This window comes from Alphaproteobacteria bacterium, from assembly GCA_017302575.1.
Lineage (GTDB): Bacteria > Pseudomonadota > Alphaproteobacteria > Rickettsiales > UBA3002 > JAFLDD01.
Genome location: JAFLDD010000001.1, coordinates 365,086 through 386,582, shown reverse-complemented (window position 1 = coordinate 386,582; position 21,497 = coordinate 365,086). Strand labels below are relative to the sequence as shown.

The following is a 21,497-nucleotide window of genomic DNA, read 5'->3' as shown; positions in this document are numbered from 1 at the left end:
TCACAATTCTACCTCTCGTTTTTTGTTATGATTCAAAGCATGGAGAAGTGTATTGGCTAACGAAATTCCACAGTCTCACGTCAAACTCGCGACGACCGCAACAGGCGGCGCCGGCGGCGAACATTCGCCCTATGCACGACGTGTACTTTCTGCTGGCTATAAAGGCCTCATCCAAGGTTCAATTGGCGGAGCAGCCCTGTATGGCACATTCGGTGCAGTCATCGGCACGGTTGTAGCCATCGGATTATCATTAACACCCGTAGGCGCGGCGGCGTGGTTAGCTATACCACTCATTGGCGGCGCAGGCGTCCTCAAAGGCGCTGATACATTTGGCACTATTTCTGCCCAAGCTTCCATGCATGCAGAAACCGCAGAAATGAACGAACGTCGCCGCGCTATCGGTGACAGATTACAAGAAACAACCAGCCAAAAAGAAGCGGATGAATTGGTGAAACTGCTTCACGAAGAAAGCAAAGAAACACCGCCTCACGAATTCTTCCACTGGAAACCCGTATTGATTGGCATAGCCATTGGTGTTGCCTTAGGCCTACTGATGAGCATGCCGCCAATGAGTGGTGTATTGCATTTCGTTATTGGTGATCTTGCCAAACATATCGTAGGCACAGCAGGCGCTGCAATGCTAGCAGGTACTGGCGCAGCTATCGGCGGCCTAGCAGGTGCTACGATTGGTATTGATCGCTACTACATCCGCCAATGGTTCGACACAACCGAATCCGTCGTCCACGATACCGACAAGGCTCGTGATAGAACCTTTGAGCGCCAGCTAGAAGCAGCGCGTCTTGCGGAAATTGAACGCACAGAGACTGGCAAAGGTCGCCCCACACCAACACCACAACGCCATGTCATGAATTTCCGTGATGAAACGCCACCGCCTCGCGTACGCGTAGAGAAACAGTCCATTGAAGCTGAGCGTCTCATGACACCCGAAGAAGCACTTCGTATCGGCCTCTAAAGCTGGTGCAAATGCACATCAAGCACGGGTTTCTTACCCAACTCTTCACTAATCATTCGCCGTAATACATTACGAATCGACTCTTCCAGTTGGTGCAACTTCACTTTGCCGCCACGCTTATCGAGTATGGCTTCGATTTCTTCGGTCATTGCTTCAAACATAGCGCGATCTTCTTGAGAATCCAGGCATCCTGGCGCTGAAAATTTAGGACGACCGACCAAAGCACCTTTTTTATCCAACACTAACGAAACACCACAAAATCCATCATCGCGAATTTTACGACGCGTACGAATCACAGGCGAATTCGTATCAATCAGCGACGAACCATCCATCGCCAAATAACCAGATTCTATAGTGCCCACTATACGCGCCTCGCCCTCTTTAAGGCGAATCACTGCGCCATTATATGGTTCGACCTGTTCCGGTACCTGAAGTGATTCCGCAAGCTTTGCGTGCTCATGAATATGGCGCGCTTCACCATGTACGGGCACTGCAATCTTTGGGCGCACCAGCTGATACATGCGCTCAAGCTCCATTCGCGCAGGGTGGCCTGAAACATGGGTAAATCCCACATGGTCATTAATGACTTCCAAACCCATTTTAATGAACTTGTTATGCATCCAGCCGATTTTTTGCTCATTCCCCGGAATGGTACGCGACGAGAAAATAATCGTGTCTTTCGGTGTCAGACGAATATAGGGGTGTTCACCGCGCGCGATTTTCGCCATGGCAGCCCTGCCCTCACCTTGGCAGCCCGTACAAATAAACACTACTTTGTTTTTGGGCATTTGGATTGCCGCTTCATCATCCAAGAAAGGCGGCACATCTTGCAAATAACCCGCCTCTTTTGCCGCAGCCGTCACGCGCCACAGCGATTTACCCGAAAGCGCTACACTGCGCCCAGCATCAAGCGCTGCGTAGATAATACTTTCCAAACGCGCGACATTCGATGCAAACGTCGTCACGATAACGCGATTATCACAGTCATTGATAATATCGCGCAAGCTAGCGCGCACATCCCCCTCGGAACCAGACTCACCTTCCACAAACACGTTGGTGGAATCACAGACCATCGCCAACACACCTTCGTCACCGTATTTAGCAAGCGTTGCTTCGTCCGTGGTTGGGCCAACCATTGGGTTAGCATCCAGTTTCCAATCCCCCGTATGCATGACAGTGCCCGCATCCGTGCGTAGTGCCACCGCGTGCATTTCAGGAATAGAATGGGTAATGGGCACCATCTCGAAGGTAAATGGCGCGAGGTCGTATAATTTACCTGCCTCGACCTCAATAATTTTAGCGCGGTTCTTAAGACCTTCTTCCGCCATTTTCACGCGCAGCAAGTTTGCTGTAAATGGCGTTGCATAAATAGGGCATTCCAATTCATGCCACAAATACGGCACTGCGCCCAAATGATCTTCATGTGCGTGAGTCAACACCAACGCCACGAGATCCTTTTTGAAAGGCAAGAAAGCGTCCATGTTCGGAACAACAATATCGATGCCCGGTAGATACGCATCGGCAAAGCCAATGCCCAAATCAATCATGATCCATTTACCTTTATAGCGATAAAGATTCAGGTTCATGCCGATTTCATTCGAGCCACCTAGCGGCACAAACAGTAAATCATCGTCGTGATTTTTGAAGTCAAATGGCATTAGTGATTTCGTTTCTGCCGTTGATAGATGAGGCGTAGACCGCGAATGGTCAAATCTTGATCGACCACATCAATAGCCGATGTAGCATCCGCATATAAGGCGGCAAGCCCACCAGTTGCAATCACTTTCATGGCTTCACCACGTTCTTCCTTGATGCGCGCCACAATCCCCTCGATCAATCCCGCATAACCATGGAAAATACCTGATTGCATGGCCGCAGTCGTGTTCGTACCAATTACCTGCTTGGGGTGGGTAATGGCAATGCCATGTAGTTTGGCAGCCGCATGCTGAAGTGCCTCAAGTGACAAATTAATGCCAGGCGCAATTACACCGCCCATATATTCACCTTTACCAGAAACCACGTCAAACGTCGTTGCTGTGCCAAAATCCACCACAATCAGCGCCTGATTATGCGTTGACCATGCCGCAAACGCGTTGATGATTCTGTCCGCGCCTAATTCTTTGGGGTTATCAATTTTAACAGGCATGCCACAATCAATCTGCCCTGTGGCTAGCACCAACGGCTCTTGATTAAGGTATTTACGTGCAAACGTTTTAAGTTCAAAATTTGCTTCTGGCACTACAGAAGAAATGATGACTCCGCGAACGGATTGGCGTGCATGATTATCGGCCTCCATTAGCGTAAATAGCCATACAGCATATTCGTCTGCCGTGCGGTGAGCGTCAGTGCGAATACGCCACTCAGCAACCGTGCGGTGCTCGTCACACAAAGCAAACACAACATTGGTGTTTCCAATATCAACGACGAGCAGCATTAGGCAGATTCCTTAAAAAACACGTCGCCAGCAGAAATGCCCGTCACCGCGCCACTTTCTTGGCGCAGCAGTAAGCGACCTGCTGCATCAATACCGTCGAACACGCCTTTTAGTTGTTTATCGCCCACCATCACTTCTGTTGGGTACCCCAGACGATAGGCGCGGTTAATCCATTCTTTCTGGATGTCCTTGAACCCTTTTTTCGTCCAATAATCGTAGCGATGAATAAAATTATAAATGAAGCGTGAAAGCACAATCTTCGCGCTGATGATTTCAACCCCAGCGTCACGCAGACATGTTGCTGGGAACATAACATGCTCAGGGAAATGATCGATGTTTATGCCAACGCCGACAACGACCCACTGTTTATCTTTGCCACGCTCATCAGGCGTGGTGAACGACTCTAGCAAAATGCCGCCCAGTTTTTTGCCATCATACAAAATATCATTCGGCCATTTGCAGCTAATTTCAGCACTCTCGCTGACAATCACTTCCAATGTCTCAGCCGCCGCAACTGCCGCAACAAACGATAATTGGCTGCATGTCGCTAAGTCTTTATTTGGGCTAAGCAACACGGAAACATAAAGATTGCCTTCAGGCGAAATCCACTCGCGCCCCATGCGACCACGGCCCGATGTTTGCTTTTTGGCCCAAATGACCGCACCGTGCGACGCACCGCCGCCCGCCAAGCGCTTCGCCTCTTCGTTGGTGCTGTCGAGCACATCATACGAAAGCAAATGATAATCGTCGATTAAGTTGCCAGATTTAGACACCACCTACCAATGACCCTGCTGCTAGTGTTGCTGCGTTTAAAACAGGGGTAGGATAGAGGAAGAAAAGCGCTGTCACAAGTGCGCAAATCATCAAAACGACGGCCGCTACAAATGGAATATAACGATCCAACGGTTCCTTAGGCTCATCAAAATACATGATTTTCACAACTTTGAGGTAATAGAATGCAGCAACCACGCTCGTCAGCACGCCGATAATTGCCAAGGTATATAGCCCTGCTTCAATTGCGCTGAGGAAGATAAACATCTTCCCGAAGAATCCAGAAAACGGCGGAATACCCGCCATCGAGAACATCATCACCAACAGAAACAACGCTGGGCGTTGGCGTGTCTTAGCAAGACCTGCCAAATCAGAAAGCTGCTCTACCTGTTCGCCATTGCGACGCATCAATAAGATAAAACCAAATGTTCCAATCGCCATGAATAAATAAAGCGTGAGATAGATAAGCACCGCCTGAATGCCTTCTTGCGTGCCTGCAGCTACGCCAACCAGTGCATAACCAATATGGCCAATAGAACCATACGCCAGCAGTCGCTTAATGCTGGTTTGCATCATTGCACCAAATGCACCTACCGCCATCGACAACACGGCCGTGATTTGCAGAATCATCTGCCAATCTGGCAGCATTTCAGCGAATGGCTCATTGAGCACGCGAATAAATACTGCCAATGCCGCAATTTTTGGAGCGGTGGCAAAAAGCATCGTCACTGCAGTGGGTGAGCCTTGGTAAACATCAGGCGTCCACATGTGGAATGGCACGGCTGAGATCTTGAAACACAAACCAACCGTAATCAACACCATGCCAACGATAGCGCCATGAGCAATCGCTGTTTGCGACTCACCATTAGCGGTGAATAACTCAGCAATTGCCGAGAAGTTCGTACTGCCAGTGTAGCCATACACCAAGGATGCACCAAACAACATCATGCCCGAAGCAAGCGCACCGAGCACAAAATATTTCAGACCAGCCTCGGAGCTGCGCGCATTATCGCGATCAAACGCCGCCAGCACATAAAGCGCCAAGGAAGAAAGTTCCAAACCCATATAAAGTGTCAGCAAATCATTCGCTGATACCATGACCATCGAACCAACGGCTGCGAATAAAACCAGCACAGGAAATTCGAATTTCTGCACATGGTCGTGCCTTAGCCACGCCTTAGCGATAATCAGCACAAGGGCTGAGGCGACCAAAATCATAACCTTCACATATTGTGAAAACACATCGCGCACAAATAGGTTATCAAAGGCAAAAATGCGCTCCTGCGATAGGCTTGGCGCAAGAATATTAAGCGCCATCACGAATGCGGCAACCGTTAGAAGCGTGATGCTAAGAGCGCTATTCTTTTTCATGAACGCGCCAACCATCAACAGGAACATGCCGCTAATAATCAGAAATACTTCTGGCATGAAAATCGTGGCTTCAAGTAGGGGTAATGGCAACATTATTCCTGCTCTCCTTCGGGCAGCGCGGAAGGCAACGTATCTTTATCCGCCTCGATAGCACTATCCGCGCGAGGGTTTATCTTTACCTGTTCCACCAGCTTCTCAATCGATGGCGTCAGTGAATGGCTGATTGTTGATGGATAAATCCCCAACCACAGCACCAGCACAATGATAGGAACAAAATAAAGATGCTCGCGCACGTTTAAGTCCGTCATGGATTTAACATCTGGGTTCGTGATAGCGCCAAACACAACACGGCGATAGAGCCAAAGCATATAGGCAGCGCCTAACACAAGCCCCGTTGCCGCACCAATTGTTGCCCATGCCGCCGCCTGATACGAGCCGACAATAACCAAAATTTCCCCAACAAAGCCTGAAGTGCCTGGCAGACCAGCCGATGCCATCGTAAACACCATGAAGGTCGCTGCATAATACGGCATGACATTCACCACGCCGCCATACTTCGCAATATCGCGTGTATGCAGGCGGTCATAGATCACACCAACACATAGGAACAACGCACCCGAAACCAGACCGTGACTCACCATCTGAATCATCGCGCCTTCAAGGCCTTGCTGATTAAACGAGAATGCACCCAGCGTTACAAAGCCCATATGCGCCACGGAACTGTAGGCAATGAGCTTTTTCATATCCTCCTGCACCAAGGCAATCAGAGAGGTATAAACCACCGCAATGATAGAGAGGATAAACACATAATCCGCAAACGCGTGCGATGCCTCAGGCAGCATGGGCAGTGAGAATCTCAAGAAACCATAGCCACCCAGCTTAAGCAAGACACCCGCAAGAATAACGGAACCCGCCGTCGGCGCTTGCACGTGCGCGTCAGGCAACCACGTGTGGAATGGCCACATAGGAACTTTGACCGCAAAAGAAACAAACATCGCCAGCCACAGATATTTCTGAATCTCAAGGCTCAGGCTTGGCGCTTGCTCAGTAAGCGTTGGGATATCTGTCGTACCAAACGTGAAATAGAGATAGAGCAGCGCGAGCAAGAATAATACTGAACCCGCCAGCGTATAGAGGAAGAATTTATAGGCCGCATAAATGCGATTAGCACCCCCCCAGATACCGATAATGAGATACATCGGAATCAGCACCGCCTCGAAGAAGATGTAAAACACCAACAGATCAAGTGCACAGAATACGCCGATAACCAAGGCTTCCAGTAGCAAGAATAGCGACATAAACTCGCGCACGCGGCTGCTAATGGATGCCCACGAACATAGAATACAAATTGGCATCAAGAAGGTGGTAAGCAGCACCATCCATAGAGAAATGCCATCCAGACCTACGTGGTAGAAAATTTCGTAGCCTTTAAACCAATTCACTTTCTCAACGAATTGATATTCAGCGCTTGAGCTATCAAATCCCGACGCGATCACTAACGACAGCGCAAATGTTACAAGCGTTGTAAGCAGCGCCGAATAACGCGCAAAACTGTCATTACCACGGCCCAGCACATAGGTAACCACCGCACCTAGAACGGGCAAAGCAATCAGTGCTGTTAAACTATTTTCCATACATTAACCCAACATAACATACGCCAACCACGAAATGAGGATGAGCAGGCCCACCAACATCGCGAAAGCGTAGTGATACACATATCCTGTTTGAATCGCGCCCGTGCGCTTAGCAATCACGCGGCTAATAAACGCCACACCATTGGGCCCAAGCCCATCAACGATTTTTACATCACCCGTCTTCCAAAGCATCGCACCAATGCGATTAGCGTTCTTCACAAAAACAGCATTATAAAGTTCGTCAAAATACCATTTATTGAGCAAGAAGCGGTAGACTGCGCCAAAGCGCGCAGCCAATTTTTGCGGCAATGCTGGGCATTTGATGTAGAACAGATACGCCAGCGCAATGCCTGTAAGAACAACAATAAGCGGCAGGACAGGCACCCATGAAGGCACATGATGCGCCGCCTTCAATGTGTTATTCTCTGGCAATACATAAAGCGCATTACCCCAGAAGGCCTTTGTGCCCGCCACAATATCCCACGCATAGTAGCCTAGCGCACCCGCGATCAACGCACCAAGCACGAGCGGCAGCAGTGGCAGCAACATAATGGGTGGTGATTCATGGATATGCTCCATCGTGTGATGGTCAGCGCGTGGCGTGCCATGGAATGTCATAAACAATAGTCGCCAGCTATAGAACGCTGTCATGAACGCCGCCGTTACGCCCAAGCCATAGGCAACGTATCCTTGCGTGGTTCCAGCCGCATAGGCCGCCTCTAAAATCATATCTTTTGAGAAGTAGCCCGCAAACCATGGAATACCCGCAAGCGCGAGTGAGCCGATCCACATAAATGCGTAAGTGTATGGTATGTGCTTCCAGATACCGCCCATTTTGCGCATATCTTGCTCGCCACTCATCGCGTGAATCACCGAGCCAGCACCAAGGAACAATAGCGCCTTGAAGAAGCCGTGGGTGAAGAGGTGGAATACCGCACCACCATATGCCGAAACACCGCATGCAAAGAACATGTAACCCAGTTGCGAACAGGTAGAGTACGCTATCACGCGCTTAATATCATTTTGCACGAGGCCAACCGACGCGGCAAATATCGCCGTAATCGCCCCTACATACGTAACGACCATCAATGCGGTTGGCGCATATTCAAAAAGCGGCGAGCAGCGCGCCACCATGAATACACCAGCCGTCACCATGGTTGCAGCGTGAATCAATGCCGAAACGGGGGTTGGGCCTTCCATCGCGTCCGGTAGCCACGTATGTAACAGGAATTGCGCCGACTTACCCATCGCGCCCATAAAGAGTAACAGACAAATTGTATCCATCACCGGTACGCTGTAACCAAATACCACCCAAGCAGCGTTCGGAGTTTCCGACGCGAAATCTTTCGCTGCAGCGAATGTCTCTGTAAAGCCAACCGTGCCAAAAGTGAAAAACAGCGCTGCAATACCCAGCGCAAAACCAAAATCACCCACACGATTCACCAAAAACGCCTTAATGGCTGCAGCATTAGCCTCGGGCTTGGTGAACCAGAAACCAATCAATAGGTAAGAGCATAGACCAACACCTTCCCAACCAAAGAAAAGCTGGATGAAGTTGTCCGCCGTCACCAACATCAACATGCAGAAGGTAAAGAGCGATAAATAGCACATAAAGCGCTGCTTATGGTCGTCGTGGCTCATGTAGCCGACCGAATAGATATGCACGACTGCCGAAACTGTGGTGACAAGCGTGAGCATGATTGCTGTAAGCGAATCCAGCTTCAGTGCCCAGTTAACTTCAAAGCTGCCAGAATGTATCCACGGCAAGACCGTGATGGTGGTGCTGATGCCATGAGATGTGACATCCCCAAAAATAAACCATGCACAGATCGCACTTATAACCAGTGGTGTGCAGGTGATGATTTGTGCTGTCTTGTCAGCGATATTGCGCACGAACAAGCCCGACACCAGCGCGCCAGCAAGCGGCAGGAAAATACAGGCAATCATCAGTTCATTCAGCGACATGCTATCCCTTTAATGTATTGATATCGTCCACATCGATCGTGGCACGGTTACGGAAGAATACGACCAGAATCGCAAGGCCAATCGCAGCCTCAGCAGCAGCGACCGTCAAAATAAGCATGGTAAAAATCTGCCCCGTCAAGTCACCCAGATGCACTGAGAAGGCAACCATATTAATATTCACCGCTAGCAAGATAAGCTCGATGGACATCAAAATCGTGATGATATTTTTGCGGTTGAGGAAAATGCCGCAAATACCGATGACAAAAATCAACGTCGCCAGCATCACATAATGGCTAATCGTAATAGAGCCAAAGAGCGCGTGTTCCATTATGCCCCCTGCCCTGGTTGGCGTTTCACAATTTCTATCGAGTCTGCTTTTTTGCGAGTATTCTGCGTGTAAATGCGCTGCTTGCGCACGCCTTCACGCTGGCGCAGCGTCAATACGATTGCCCCAATCATCGCCACTAAGAGGATAACGCCTGCAAGTTGGAATAATGCGGCATAATGCGTGTAAAGCGACAGACCAACGGCTTCTGCATTCGTGGTTTGCGCGACATTCGGAATAGGCATCGCAGCGAGCGCAACAGGTGCTTGCGTGAATAATGACTGATAAAGTAGCGCGCCAATTTGAATGAACAACAATGCCGCTACGCCAAAACCAAGCGGCAGATGCTTGATGAAGCCAGCACGAAATTTCTCAAAATTGATATTGAGCATCATCACCACGAAAAGGAATAGCACCGCGACCGCGCCAACATACACAATCACTAATGTCATGGCGATGTATTCAGCACCCAGCAATACGAATAACCCAGCCGCATTAAAGAACGCCACAATCAGAAAGAAGACCGAGTGCACCGGGTTGCGCGCCGTAATCACCGCAAGTGCTGCGGCAACCAACACGAATGAAAACGCGTAAAACACAATATCTGTAATCGGAAATTCCATCACTTACCTGTATTCCGCATCGGCCGCTAAGTTGGCAGCAATTGCTGCCTCCCAACGGTCACCATTGGCCAATAATTTTTCTTTGTTGTAAAAAAGTTCCTCACGCGTTTCGGCGGCATATTCAAAATTCGGCCCCTCCACAATCGCATCCACAGGGCAAGCTTCCTGACACAGACCGCAATAAATGCACTTGGTCATATCAATATCGTAACGCGTAGTACGGCGCGAACCATCCTCACGCTCTTCCGCCTCAATGCTGATGGCTTGCGCTGGGCAAATCGCCTCACACAATTTACAGGCGATACAACGCTCCTCACCATTCGGGTAGCGGCGCAACGCATGCTCGCCACGGAAACGCGGGCTGAGTGGGCCTTTTTCAAATGGGTAATTGATGGTCACGGACGCTCTAAAGAACATGTATTTGAGCGTTAGCATCATTCCACGCAGAAGCTCGAAGAGCGTAAATGATTTAATTAATGAGAAAAGTTTCATGAGCATCTACCTCGGCAACGTATCGGTGTAAACGAGGTAGCCAGCCGTGCCGACAACCCACAAAAGTGAAAGTGGTAAAAAGATTTTCCAACCCAAACGCATAAGCTGGTCATAGCGGTAGCGTGGGAAGGTTGCGCGCACCCAAAGGAATACGAACAGACATGCGCAGATCTTGAGTACGAACCAGATAGGCCCCGGAATAAACTCGAGCCACGCACACGGAGCATACCAGCCGCCCATGAATAGAATGACCGTCATCGCCGACATGAGAATCATGTTCATGTATTCACCAAGGAAGAACAGCGCGAACGCCATCGACGAATACTCGACGTTATAACCTGCAACCAATTCACCCTCTGCCTCAGGCAGGTCGAATGGCAAGCGGTTGGTTTCCGCAAGACCAGAGATAAAGAACACCACGAACATCGGCAGCAAGCCCGAAGCGATATACCAATTACCCGCGCCACCTGCCTGCGCTTTCACGATTTCCGTTAAGTTCAAGGAACCAGCACAAAGCAATACGGTGATAATCACCAGACCAATCGATACTTCATACGAAACCATCTGCGCGCTGGAGCGAATCGCACCAAGGAACGCATATTTGGAGTTCGACGCCCAACCAGAAATGATAATGCCGTAAACCCCAAGCGACGAAATGGCGAAGAGATAGAGAATACCTACGTTAATATCCGCAATCACGAAATCTTCTGAGAATGGCACCACCGCCCAACCAAGCAACGCCAGCGCGAACGTAATCATCGGCGCGAGCATGAACATTACCTTGTTTGCCTGCGTCGGAATGATTGTTTCTTTAAAAATGAGCTTCAATCCGTCCGCAAATGGCTGAAGCAAACCAAATGGCCCCACTACGTTCGGGCCACGACGCAACTGCATCGCCGCAATCACTTTACGCTCGGCATAAGTCAGCATCGCCATACAAATAATGAGCGGCACGGTAACGGTTAGAATTCTACCAACGACTTCGAGCGTTGGCAGGATTATCTCCAACCAGAGCGGCTCGCTCATAAATTCATTCAACTCTTCGATCAGCTCGTTCATGCGGCCTTCTTATCTTTTTTGAGCACCAATTCCGTACATTGCGCCATCGTCTTCGACGCGCGGCTGATGGGACAAGTGCGATAGAAATTTTCAATTGGATAGTCAAAGGCAGGCTTTGCGATATCGCCTTTGGCTTTGCTTTCTTTGAATAGTGCAGCAGTCAGCCCACCAATATTTGCGAATGTTGGATGTGCTTTCACCAACGCCGCACGCAAAGCATCAAGCGAATTAAATGCGAGTGATTTACCCAAAATCGACGCTAATCGTGCAACGATCTGCCAATCTTCTTTTGCTTCACCTACAGGGAACACCGCACGGAAAGCTTCCTGCACGCGTCCTTCAGTATTTACATAAAGGCCATCTTTCTCGGTATAAGCCGCACCTGGCAAAATCACGTCCGCACGGTGAGCGCCAATGTCTCCATGGTGGCCTTGGTACACTACGAATGCATCGCCAAAATATTGCGTATCAATTTCATCAACCCCCAGCAGATAGAGCAGCTTGATTTCCTTTTTCTCAATCGCGCGGATAATGCCGTTCATGTCTTTGCCATTCAGGAATCCAACATCCAACGCACCAACACGCGCTGCCGCATGATGCAGCATGTTATAGCCATTATGATTTTCACGCTGGCACAATGCACCAATCGCCTTAGCTGCGGCTAAAATTGCTTCACCATCTTCGCGCGCGGTTGCCGAATAGCCTAAAATCACCACTGGCTTCTTAGCATTTTTCAATGCCTCCGCTACAGGGTGCTTACCCGAAGCAATTTCGGCGAGAATTTGAGGATTCACGCCCAACTGCTCTACAGGATACGTCAAATCATATGCCGCGCCGACATTGTAAGCCTTCATGCCACCACGCAGGTATGCTTTACGTAAACGTGTATTTACCAATGGCGCTTCCGCACGCGGATTCGTTCCGATGAACAATACCACATCCGCCGTTTCGAGTTCTGCAATCGGCGTATTCATGATGTAGGCGCCGCGATCCGAAGCATCCACCTTCGCACCGTCTTGGCGGCACTCAAGATGCGCGCCCGCCATGAGTTGCTTCAGCGCAAACATGCTTTCCACGTCCGCAAGGTTACCTGCAATCGCGGCTGTCTGCTCTGGCTTCAGTGTTTTCAATTTTTCGGCAACCACGCTCAATGCCTCGTCCCACGACGCAGGCTGCAATTTACCATTTTTGCGAACGTATGGCTTGTCAAGGCGCTGGGTCTTGAGCGCATCACACGCATAGCGCGTTTTGTCTGAAATCCAATCCTCGTTCACTTCCTCATTCAGGCGCGGCAAAATACGCAGCACTGCCTCACCACGTGCGTCGATGCGGATATTACTACCCACCGCATCCATCACGTCGATTGATTCAGTTTTTTTCACTTCCCACGGGCGAGCATGGAACGCGTAGGGCTTGCTGGTCAACGCACCAACGGGGCAAAGGTCAATCACATTCGCCGACACTTCCGAGGTCAGCGCTTTTTCGAGATAGCTGGTGATTTCCATATGCTCACCACGGCCAATCGCGCCAAGCTCTGGCACGCCCGCCACGTCTTCCACGAAGCGAATACAGCGCGTACAATGAATACAGCGCGTCATATGTGGCTTAATGAGCGGCCCCATATATTTGTCTTCCACGGCGCGCTTATGCTCGTGATAGCGGCTTTTGCCCGTACCATAGGCCATGGCTTGGTCTTGCAAGTCACACTCACCACCTTGGTCACATATTGGGCAATCGAGCGGGTGGTTGATGAGCAAAAACTCCATCACCCCTTCCCGCGCCTTCTTCACCATGGGTGACTTGGTGTTCACTTCCATATTTTCGGCACATGGCAAGGCGCATGATGCTTGTGGCTTTGGCGGCCCAGGCTTCACTTCAACAAGGCACATACGGCAGTTGCCCGCAATATGCAGCTTCTCGTGATAACAAAAACGCGGAATCTCGACACCAATACGATCACAGACCTGAATCACCGACTCGCCTGCGGTGAATTCCACTTCCTGACCATCTATTCTCATCATCGGCATATTAATCAACCACTTTCACATCAATCAGTTTCACATCAACATGCCTTGCAAGCGGATGCTTTATGGCAGAATCTTTTTCTTTCACAGAACGCCACCATTGCAATACTCCCGCTCCCCCAGCCGCAACACCCAATGGTGGATCAATATACATCGTAAGCGTATTAGTATCGACCATTTCGTTTTTTTCGTTTAGGTAAGTTACTTGAAATTGAATGGAAATAACAGTTTTAGGCGAGTGATTTTCAAACTGTGCCAGATAGCGTTCTTGATAGTCATCTGTTGGGCTGACTCGGCGCGCGTTCGTTATGGAGAAACTCCTAAGGAACCCTTGCTTTTCTTTTAACTTAATTGCAAATTCTTGGTTACGTTGTTTAATTTCTTTTTCATGTTTTTCCTGTGAGGCAATCGCGGCTTTTTCTAAGGATTCAATTACTTGTGTTTGCGATTCTTCCATTTTAGCGAGCATGGCTTCTATATCATTCTCGCTAATCGATTGCGCCCAGAGGTAAACGCCCCCATAGACGATTGCTGTCACAAAGAGCAGCGCTGCCACAATTGCGCTGAATAACCTCATGAAGCTCATGCTGCCCTCCGCGAGAACTCAACTTCCTGACTATTTATTTTCATTAAGGGCATAATTTACTCACAATGCGAACTAATATCTGAAACACCGCTTTCAATTGCATCTTGCGCGTATTTCACTTTTCGAAATTCATAGCTGCAGTCATCCCTACCTTGGCTTGAGCTTAGACAATTTGTGTAACGTTTCAAAGCATAGGATACGTCATTAATAGCGGTATTATAAGAATCTATGGAACTCTCGCAATCGTATCCATAAGCACTCGCCTGTAAGGGCAGAATAGCCAGCAAAACAATAAGTAACTTTCTCACGCAGCCCTCCGTGAGAATTCGTCGATACGGCGTTCGATTTCGCCACGGAAATGGCGCACGAGGCCCTGAACAGGCCATGCCGCCGCGTCACCCAATGCGCAAATCGTGTGACCTTCGATACGACCCGCCACATCCAGCATATGGTCGATATCTTCGCGCTTGGCTTCACCTGTTACCATGCGCTCCATCATCCGCCACAGCCAGCCTGTGCCTTCGCGGCACGGCGTGCATTGGCCGCATGACTCATGCGTATAAAACTTCGAAAGGCGCGCGATGGCTTTCACAATATCGGTCGATTTATCCATCACAATCACGGCCGCCGTACCCAAACCCGAACGCTGCTCGCGCAACGAATCAAAATCCATCAACACTGTTTCGCAAATTTCTTTCGGCAAGAGCGGAACCGAAGAACCACCGGGGATAATCGCCAGCAGATTGTCCCACCCGCCACGCACACCGCCTGCATGTTTTTCGATGAGTTCTTTGAGCGGAATGCTCATCGCCTCTTCGACGTTGCAAGGGTTGTTCACGTGGCCAGAGATACAAAATACTTTTGTGCCCGTATTATTCGGGCGGCCAATACCCGCGAACCAGCTTGCACCACGACGCAAAATAGTCGGCACTACGGCAATCGACTCCACGTTGTTCACCGTCGTTGGGCAGCCCCACACACCCATAGCGGCTGGGAATGGCGGTTTCAGTCGGGGTTGGCCCTTTTTACCTTCGAGTGACTCGATAAGCGCGGTCTCTTCACCGCAAATATACGCGCCCGAACCACGATGCACATAGACTTGGAAATCATAACCCGAACCACAAGCATTCTTACCCAAGAAGCCCGCTTCATTCGCTTCACGAATCGCATGTTCCAGCCTGTCGCCCTCTTCGCGGAATTCACCACGAATATAAATATAGGCCGCCACAGCACCAATCGCGAAACCACCAATTAGGCAGCCTTCGATAAGCTTGTGTGGGTCATGGCGCATCATGTCACGGTCTTTGCAAGTACCTGGCTCGCCCTCATCCGCATTCACGACCAAATACGCTGGACGACCGTCCGAAACTTTCGGCATAAACGACCATTTCATACCCGTCGAGAAGCCCGCACCACCACGGCCACGGAGGCCAGAGGCTTTCACTTCCTCAATAATCTTATCACGACCCCACGAGAGGATTTCTTTCGTGTTGCTCCAATCGCCACGCGCTTTAGCACCCTTCAATGTCCAATCATGAAGGCCGTAGAGGTTAGTAAATATGCGATCCTTATCGCTGAGCATCACGTTGCTCCTTCTCGTCCATACGCTTGAGGATGTGCGGGTGCGCAATAAATTCGCGCGGAATGAGATAATCAATTTCACCTGAGCTGTAAGGCCCAATCTGATAAACACCAAATTGCGCGTAGAGCCCGTCTTCCTTCAGCATCAAGGTGAATTCACGGTTCTTGTCCGAAATAAAGGGCGAGTATTCTTTTGCACGTGTTTCACGAATATCATCGAACACGCGTTCATCTTTCTCCATTTGGTCGAGCAGATATTCGTTTAACTCATTCGCTTTGCTCATATCCAGCAAATCACCCGTGCCAAGCTCTTTGCCCATTTTAGCGTCGATGATCACGCCCTCGCTGCCACCAATGCCATGTGCAGCGCCCGTGCCATAGGTGTAGGTATTCTCGGCGAAACTAAGCAGCACACCGTCATTCACCAATACATCATAGTTGCTTTTATAAACATTCGGCATGCGATCTGCCGTTAGGCCAACGGCAACTTTTCTGCCAGCACAACGCTGCTGTTCACCTTTTTGTTCCCATTTTTTATTAAGTGCCTTTTGGTTAGGCATATGCTCAATCCCATCAACCACAGGGTAGCTAATGTCACAATCACTCAAGCAGGCATCAGGGAAATCATCGTCCGTCTCACATTCGGGATCCTCGAAGATACCTTTTTGTAAATGCAGCATGCTTACATGCGGCTTCTCAGCCATCGCCAAGGCTGGCAATAATGCAATCACACCCACTGCTAGCACGCGCTTCATGCCGACACCTCTTTGAGAGACGTTAAGCCAGCCTTTGGCTCCGAAGACGCACGACCAACCTGCGAGCCTGCTTTAGGCTTTTTACCCTGCATAAGCTGCAGCAGAATTTCTTTGGTGGTTTCATAATTCAGGTCTTCGAAATAATCGTCATCCTTCGAGCTGGTCACCTGAATCATTGGCGCATTCACGCAAGCGCCCAAACACTCAACTTCTGTCAGGGTGAATTTACCGTCTGCCGTACTTTCGCCAAACCCAATACCCAGCGTATCTTTGCAGGCCTTCACCACGTCGTCGCTACCGCGCAGCCAGCATGGCGTCGTCGTGCAGCATTGAATGTGATACTTACCCATGGGCGCAAGATTATACATCGTGTAGAAGCTCGCCACCTCATAGGCGCGGATGTAAGGCATACCGAGCATCTTCGCGACATATTCAATCGCCACAACTGGCAGCCAGTTATCGTGTTGGCGCTGCGCGAGCATAAGCAACGGCATCACCGCCGATTGCTGGCGACCAGCAGGATAGCGCGCAATAATCACTTCCGCTTCCTTCAGGTTCTCCGCCGTGAATGCGAATTCCTTAGGTTGTTCAAATTTTTTAACTGCAACCGCGCCAGCCATTAGAGCGCACCCCATTTTTTATAAAGACCATCAATAATCGCTGCATTCTTGGTGCGATCCTCAGGCGAAACCATGCCCTTCAGCGAACCATCTGCGCCAACATCATATTGGAACTTACTCTGCAGCTCATATGGCAAATCCGCGCACATGCCATTATCAATATGGCAACTATTGATAGGAGCCGCTTTGGTAGTTTTACATACCGAACTCATATCCTGACGCAGATTATTAATCTGTTGCTGATCTTTTGCTAGTTCAGCACGTTTTTCTGCGCTCAAGGCTGTACGCGGCTGTAGCTGCACATACTTACATGCAAACGCAGGGCTTGCCGCCAACAGAACACACGTAGCGAGCACTAATTTTTTCATCGATCAATCTCCCCAAATACAACGTCGAGCGTGCCGATAATCGCCGAAACGTCGGCCAACATGTGGCCTTTACTCATGAAATCAAGCGCTGCCAAATGCGCAAAACCCGGTGCACGCACTTTGCAACGATAGGGTTTATTGGTGCCGTCACTCACCAGAAATACACCAAACTCACCCTTCGGCGCCTCAACGGCCGTGTAGGTCTCACCCGCAGGCACGTGATAGCCCTCGGTGTAAAGTTTGAAGTGATGAATCAATGCTTCCATTGATTGTTTCATATTCGCACGGCGCGGCGGCGCGATTTTCGGGTCACTCGTCACCACTTCACCTGGCTTCAACAATTCCAACGCCTGCTCGATAATGCGCACCGACTGTCGCATTTCTTCCATGCGCACCAAATAGCGATCATAGCAGTCACCGTTCTTACCAATCGCGATATCGAAATCGAGTTGGTCATAAATCTCGTAAGGCTGCGCTTTGCGAATATCCCACGCCACGCCAGAGCCACGCAACATCGGCCCACTAAAGCCCCACGCCAACGCGTCTTCACGCGAAACAACACCCACATCCACCGTACGCTGTTTCCAGATACGGTTTTCAGTGACAAGCGAATCAATATCCTCAAGGAGCTTTTTGTAGCCTTTGCAGAACTTAGCGATGTCGTCTTCCATGCCGCGCGGAATATCTTGGTGCAACCCACCCGGGCGAATATAGGCCGAGTGAAAACGCGCGCCCGAAGCACGCTCATAAAACTCCAAAATCTTGTCGCGCTCTTCGAACATCCAGAGCACGGGCGTCGTCGCACCCACGTCCATAATCCATGTACTGACATTCAGCGCATGGTTCAAAATGCGTGACAGTTCGAGGAAAATAACGCGCAACACTTTCGCACGGTACGGAATTTCGCAGCCGAGCAGCTTCTCGACCGCCAAGGCAAAGCCATGCTCTTGCGACATGGGCGACACGTAATCAAGGCGGTCAAAATACGGCAGCGCCTGCAGATAGGTTTTATGCTCAATCAGCTTTTCCGTACCACGATGCAGCAAGCCAATATGCGGGTCAGCGCGTTCGACAATCTCACCGTCCATCTCCAGCACGAGGCGCAATACACCATGCGCCGCAGGGTGCTGCGGGCCGAAATTGAGCGTCATGTTCTTGATGTCAACTTGGGTCATATTACTGATTCTCTGCCCTTCTCACACAGTCATTCAACCAACCAATATTTTGGGCAACATACGCTTGAGGGTCTACGTTGTTGCTCAACGCATGCGCCTCCATCTTTTCTTTACATTTTGTATAAGAAACACTTGGTTCAGCAGATGTATCTTGGCTTTGCGCCGCCATCGAAGGAGCGGTTGGCTGAACATCTACTGATTTACTTTGTTCTGGAACAGCATACCCAGAAACAGGTCTTTGCAATTCTAGGTTCACACCCTTCCAAATTCCAACCCCCATCAAGACGATTTGGAGGACGATATAAACTCGAACGAGATAACCCCAAATTTTCCAATTAACATTGAAAGCGCAACGCCAAACTGCAAAAACAACCCAAAGAAAATAAACTAAAATGATGAGAGAAATAAGGATTCTTGCAACAGAACCAAGCGATATCATCTCAGTCAGTATCATTAGAAGAACGGTGACAACACCAACCGCAAATAGACCAATAAAACCCCACAGCCAGAAAACTTTCCAAAGCTTTTCTTGTCCAGAAGATGCCTGTTTAAAAGACTCAATCATATCTCAAGCCTCCGCCAAAAAACGATGCATGATGTAAATATCCACGGGGCCGTGAACGGAGTGTCGGAACGATTTCGGTGCGCAGCCAATGATTTTGAAACCCATGCGCTGCCACAACTCCACCGCCAACGTATTGGTGGAAACGACGTAGTTAAACTGCATCGAGGTAAAGCCCAACCCCTTCGCGCGCTCCATAGAGTCATTGCACATTGCCTTAGCGATGCCACGACCGCGATAATCCGCACGCACCATATAGCCCGCATTGGCAACATGACTGCCCAAACCATAATGGTTCGCGCGCAGCGAATAAGTGCCGACAATTTCGCTACCGTCACGCACCACGAAGGTATGCGCAACTGTGCCATGCGCCGCACGACCCATCCAAATTTCTTTGGCGTCTTTTTCCGTAGTGTCGGGCGCGTACGCATAGGTGTCGCCCGTGCTAATCACGTCTTTGAAGATAGCCCAAATACCCGCCCAGTATTTGTCGCTGGCGGGCTCAATCAGCCACTGAGCTTGCGGCTCAGCCTGCTTTTTTGTCATCGCCAGTGCCATAATCAGGCCCTTCCCACGGTGAGAGGAAATCAAAGGAACGGAACGCCTGCTGCAATTTCACAGGCTCATACACAACACGCTTCTCGTCTTCGTCGTAACGCATTTCGACATAGCCCGTGAGCGGGAAGTCTTTGCGTTGCGGGTGACCATCAAAGCCATAATCGGTAAGAATGCGGCGCAAGTCTGGATGATTGGTGAAGAACACGCCATACATGTCCCACACTTCACGCTCGAACCAGTTCGCCGAAGGATACACGCCATTCACCGAAGCAACAGGCGTCGCCTCGTCGGTCGCGATTTTCACGCGAATGCGGTGATTCTTCGTCACCGACAACAGATTATACACCACCTCAAAACGCTCAACGCGGTTTGGGTAATCCACCGCCGTTACGTCCATCAATTGTTCGCACTTGGTGCGCGCATCGTCACGCAGAAAGGTCAGGAAATCGACAATCTTATCGCGCGGCGTGATGAAGCACAGCTCACCATTCGCAACCTGCACATCGCTCACGAAGCCAGCCTGCTCCGCCGCGATTGCATCCCCCAACTGTTTCAATACTTCACTCATGAGCGCGCAATCGTTGACGTTCTACGAATTTTCTTTTGAAGCTGCAAAATGCCATACATCAGCGCTTCGGCGGTTGGCGGGCAACCCGGCACATATACATCCACCGGCACAATACGGTCACAACCACGCACCACACTATACGAATAGTGATAGTAACCGCCGCCATTCGCGCAGCTACCCATCGAAATCACCCAACGCGGCTCGGCCATTTGGTCGTAAACTTTGCGAAGCGCAGGCGCCATTTTGTTACAGAGCGTGCCCGCAACAATCATCACGTCCGACTGGCGTGGCGATGGGCGGAACACCAAGCCCAAACGGTCAAGGTCATAGCGCGGGGCGGCGGCGTGCATCATCTCCACCGCGCAGCAGGCCAGGCCAAACGTCATCGGCCACAAGCTGCCCGTACGCGCCCAATTCACCAGCTTATCGAGATTCGCGACCACAAAGCCCTTATCGCCAAATTCGTCGAACACACGGGTCAGAATCGCGTCTTGGTCAGCACCCGGAGCAATCGGCTCATTAGAATGCACGAGGTCTACTCCCATTCGAGCGCTCCCTTTTTCCATTCATAGATAAAGCCAATGGTAAGAATGCCGAGGAAAATCATCATAGACCAGAAACCGAACAGGCCGATATCACCCAGCACAATCGCCCATGGGAAGAGGAAGGCGACCTCAAGGTCGAAAATGATGAACAGAATCGCAACGAGATAAAACCGCACGTCGAACTGCCCGCGCGCGTCACCGAAAGGTTCGAAGCCGCACTCATAGGCCGAGAGTTTTTCTTTATCAGGGCGCTGCTTGGCAGCAATAAATGGCAACAGAATCATCACGCAAGAGAGCGCGACGGCGATTCCTAAAAAAACCAGAATCGGAAAATATGATTCAAGCAGTGACGTCATTGTTTTTATTCAACCCTGTGCTGCCCCGCTTATAGCACCTAACGCGCCGCCGAAAAGGATTTTTTCGTAGTTTTTGGGGGTTGTGGAGAAATGGTTATTTTTAGTGCAAATTGGTCACGGGGGTTTTGCTTCAGAACTACAAAATATGTATG

General features: G+C 50.0%; 23 protein-coding genes. 1 reads left to right on the top strand and 22 read right to left on the bottom strand.

Annotation, left to right across the window (positions count from 1 at the left end; genetic code table 11):
* Positions 1-52 precede the first annotated feature (52 nt).
* Positions 53-973 carry a hypothetical protein gene (locus J0M34_01985; GenBank protein MBN8543014.1) on the top strand — a complete coding sequence of 307 codons (921 nt, stop codon included), beginning with the start codon at positions 53-55 and terminating at the stop codon, positions 971-973.
* On the opposite strand, the gene J0M34_01980 is transcribed toward J0M34_01985, so the two are convergent.
* The 22 genes from J0M34_01980 to J0M34_01875 all read right to left on the bottom strand — a co-directional run bounded on the left by J0M34_01980 (position 970) and on the right by J0M34_01875 (position 21,345).
* Positions 970-2,631, bottom strand: coding sequence for a ribonuclease J (locus tag J0M34_01980; GenBank protein ID MBN8543013.1), 1,662 nt, complete (start codon positions 2,629-2,631; stop codon positions 970-972). The two genes, J0M34_01985 and J0M34_01980, sit on opposite strands and share 4 nt — an antisense overlap.
* Complete coding sequence (locus J0M34_01975; protein ID MBN8543012.1) at positions 2,631-3,407, bottom strand: type III pantothenate kinase; 777 nt, start codon at positions 3,405-3,407, stop codon at positions 2,631-2,633. Before J0M34_01975 ends, J0M34_01980 begins: the two co-directional genes overlap by 1 nt.
* Positions 3,407-4,180, bottom strand: a complete 774-nt coding sequence (locus J0M34_01970) for a biotin--[acetyl-CoA-carboxylase] ligase (protein ID MBN8543011.1) — start codon at positions 4,178-4,180, stop codon at positions 3,407-3,409. Before J0M34_01970 ends, J0M34_01975 begins: the two co-directional genes overlap by 1 nt.
* Entirely contained in the window at positions 4,173-5,606 is a 1,434-nt protein-coding gene (gene nuoN, locus J0M34_01965) for an NADH-quinone oxidoreductase subunit NuoN (protein MBN8543010.1), read from the bottom strand. The genes J0M34_01970 and nuoN overlap by 8 nt, the downstream gene beginning before the upstream one ends.
* 35 nt (positions 5,607-5,641) lie before the next feature.
* The gene (locus tag J0M34_01960) at positions 5,642-7,183 is read right to left on the bottom strand and encodes an NADH-quinone oxidoreductase subunit M (protein ID MBN8543009.1); all 1,542 of its coding nucleotides are present in this window, start codon (positions 7,181-7,183) and stop codon (positions 5,642-5,644) included.
* Positions 7,184-7,186: 3 nt separating this feature from the next.
* Positions 7,187-9,133, bottom strand: a complete 1,947-nt coding sequence (nuoL, locus tag J0M34_01955; protein ID MBN8543008.1) for an NADH-quinone oxidoreductase subunit L — start codon at positions 9,131-9,133, stop codon at positions 7,187-7,189.
* A gap of 16 nt (positions 9,134-9,149) precedes the next feature.
* Positions 9,150-9,476 (bottom strand): NADH-quinone oxidoreductase subunit NuoK, encoded by a 327-nt coding sequence (gene nuoK, locus J0M34_01950; protein MBN8543007.1) that lies wholly within the window; start codon positions 9,474-9,476, stop codon positions 9,150-9,152.
* Positions 9,476-10,096, bottom strand: a complete 621-nt coding sequence (locus J0M34_01945; GenBank protein MBN8543006.1) for an NADH-quinone oxidoreductase subunit J — start codon at positions 10,094-10,096, stop codon at positions 9,476-9,478. The genes nuoK and J0M34_01945 overlap by 1 nt, the downstream gene beginning before the upstream one ends.
* 3 nt (positions 10,097-10,099) lie before the next feature.
* The gene (gene nuoI / locus J0M34_01940; GenBank protein ID MBN8543005.1) at positions 10,100-10,588 is read right to left on the bottom strand and encodes an NADH-quinone oxidoreductase subunit NuoI; all 489 of its coding nucleotides are present in this window, start codon (positions 10,586-10,588) and stop codon (positions 10,100-10,102) included.
* A 6-nt stretch (positions 10,589-10,594) separates the two neighbouring features.
* Positions 10,595-11,614 (bottom strand): NADH-quinone oxidoreductase subunit NuoH, encoded by a 1,020-nt coding sequence (nuoH, locus tag J0M34_01935; protein ID MBN8543004.1) that lies wholly within the window; start codon positions 11,612-11,614, stop codon positions 10,595-10,597.
* A 29-nt stretch (positions 11,615-11,643) separates the two neighbouring features.
* Positions 11,644-13,674 (bottom strand): NADH-quinone oxidoreductase subunit G, encoded by a 2,031-nt coding sequence (locus tag J0M34_01930; GenBank protein ID MBN8543003.1) that lies wholly within the window; start codon positions 13,672-13,674, stop codon positions 11,644-11,646.
* Between the two features lies 1 nt (position 13,675).
* Positions 13,676-14,257, bottom strand: coding sequence for a hypothetical protein (locus J0M34_01925; protein ID MBN8543002.1), 582 nt, complete (start codon positions 14,255-14,257; stop codon positions 13,676-13,678).
* A 304-nt stretch (positions 14,258-14,561) separates the two neighbouring features.
* Positions 14,562-15,839, bottom strand: coding sequence for an NADH-quinone oxidoreductase subunit NuoF (gene nuoF, locus J0M34_01920; GenBank protein ID MBN8543001.1), 1,278 nt, complete (start codon positions 15,837-15,839; stop codon positions 14,562-14,564).
* Positions 15,826-16,593, bottom strand: a complete 768-nt coding sequence (locus J0M34_01915) for a DUF3298 and DUF4163 domain-containing protein (protein MBN8543000.1) — start codon at positions 16,591-16,593, stop codon at positions 15,826-15,828. The genes nuoF and J0M34_01915 overlap by 14 nt, the downstream gene beginning before the upstream one ends.
* Complete coding sequence (gene nuoE / locus J0M34_01910; protein MBN8542999.1) at positions 16,590-17,213, bottom strand: NADH-quinone oxidoreductase subunit NuoE; 624 nt, start codon at positions 17,211-17,213, stop codon at positions 16,590-16,592. Before nuoE ends, J0M34_01915 begins: the two co-directional genes overlap by 4 nt.
* Positions 17,213-17,581: a hypothetical protein gene (locus J0M34_01905; protein MBN8542998.1), complete on the bottom strand. Its 369-nt coding sequence runs from the start codon at positions 17,579-17,581 to the stop codon at positions 17,213-17,215. Before J0M34_01905 ends, nuoE begins: the two co-directional genes overlap by 1 nt.
* A complete protein-coding gene (locus tag J0M34_01900; GenBank protein ID MBN8542997.1) occupies positions 17,578-18,756 on the bottom strand; it encodes an NADH-quinone oxidoreductase subunit D in 1,179 nt (392 codons plus the stop codon). Before J0M34_01900 ends, J0M34_01905 begins: the two co-directional genes overlap by 4 nt.
* Position 18,757: 1 nt before the next feature.
* Positions 18,758-19,321 carry a hypothetical protein gene (locus J0M34_01895; protein MBN8542996.1) on the bottom strand — a complete coding sequence of 188 codons (564 nt, stop codon included), beginning with the start codon at positions 19,319-19,321 and terminating at the stop codon, positions 18,758-18,760.
* A gap of 3 nt (positions 19,322-19,324) precedes the next feature.
* Positions 19,325-19,864, bottom strand: a complete 540-nt coding sequence (locus tag J0M34_01890; protein ID MBN8542995.1) for a GNAT family N-acetyltransferase — start codon at positions 19,862-19,864, stop codon at positions 19,325-19,327.
* Positions 19,845-20,444, bottom strand: coding sequence for an NADH-quinone oxidoreductase subunit C (locus J0M34_01885; protein ID MBN8542994.1), 600 nt, complete (start codon positions 20,442-20,444; stop codon positions 19,845-19,847). Before J0M34_01885 ends, J0M34_01890 begins: the two co-directional genes overlap by 20 nt.
* Complete coding sequence (locus tag J0M34_01880; protein ID MBN8542993.1) at positions 20,441-20,989, bottom strand: NADH-quinone oxidoreductase subunit B; 549 nt, start codon at positions 20,987-20,989, stop codon at positions 20,441-20,443. Before J0M34_01880 ends, J0M34_01885 begins: the two co-directional genes overlap by 4 nt.
* The gene (locus J0M34_01875; protein ID MBN8542992.1) at positions 20,980-21,345 is read right to left on the bottom strand and encodes an NADH-quinone oxidoreductase subunit A; all 366 of its coding nucleotides are present in this window, start codon (positions 21,343-21,345) and stop codon (positions 20,980-20,982) included. The genes J0M34_01880 and J0M34_01875 overlap by 10 nt, the downstream gene beginning before the upstream one ends.
* Between the last annotated feature and the right edge of the window lie 152 nt (positions 21,346-21,497).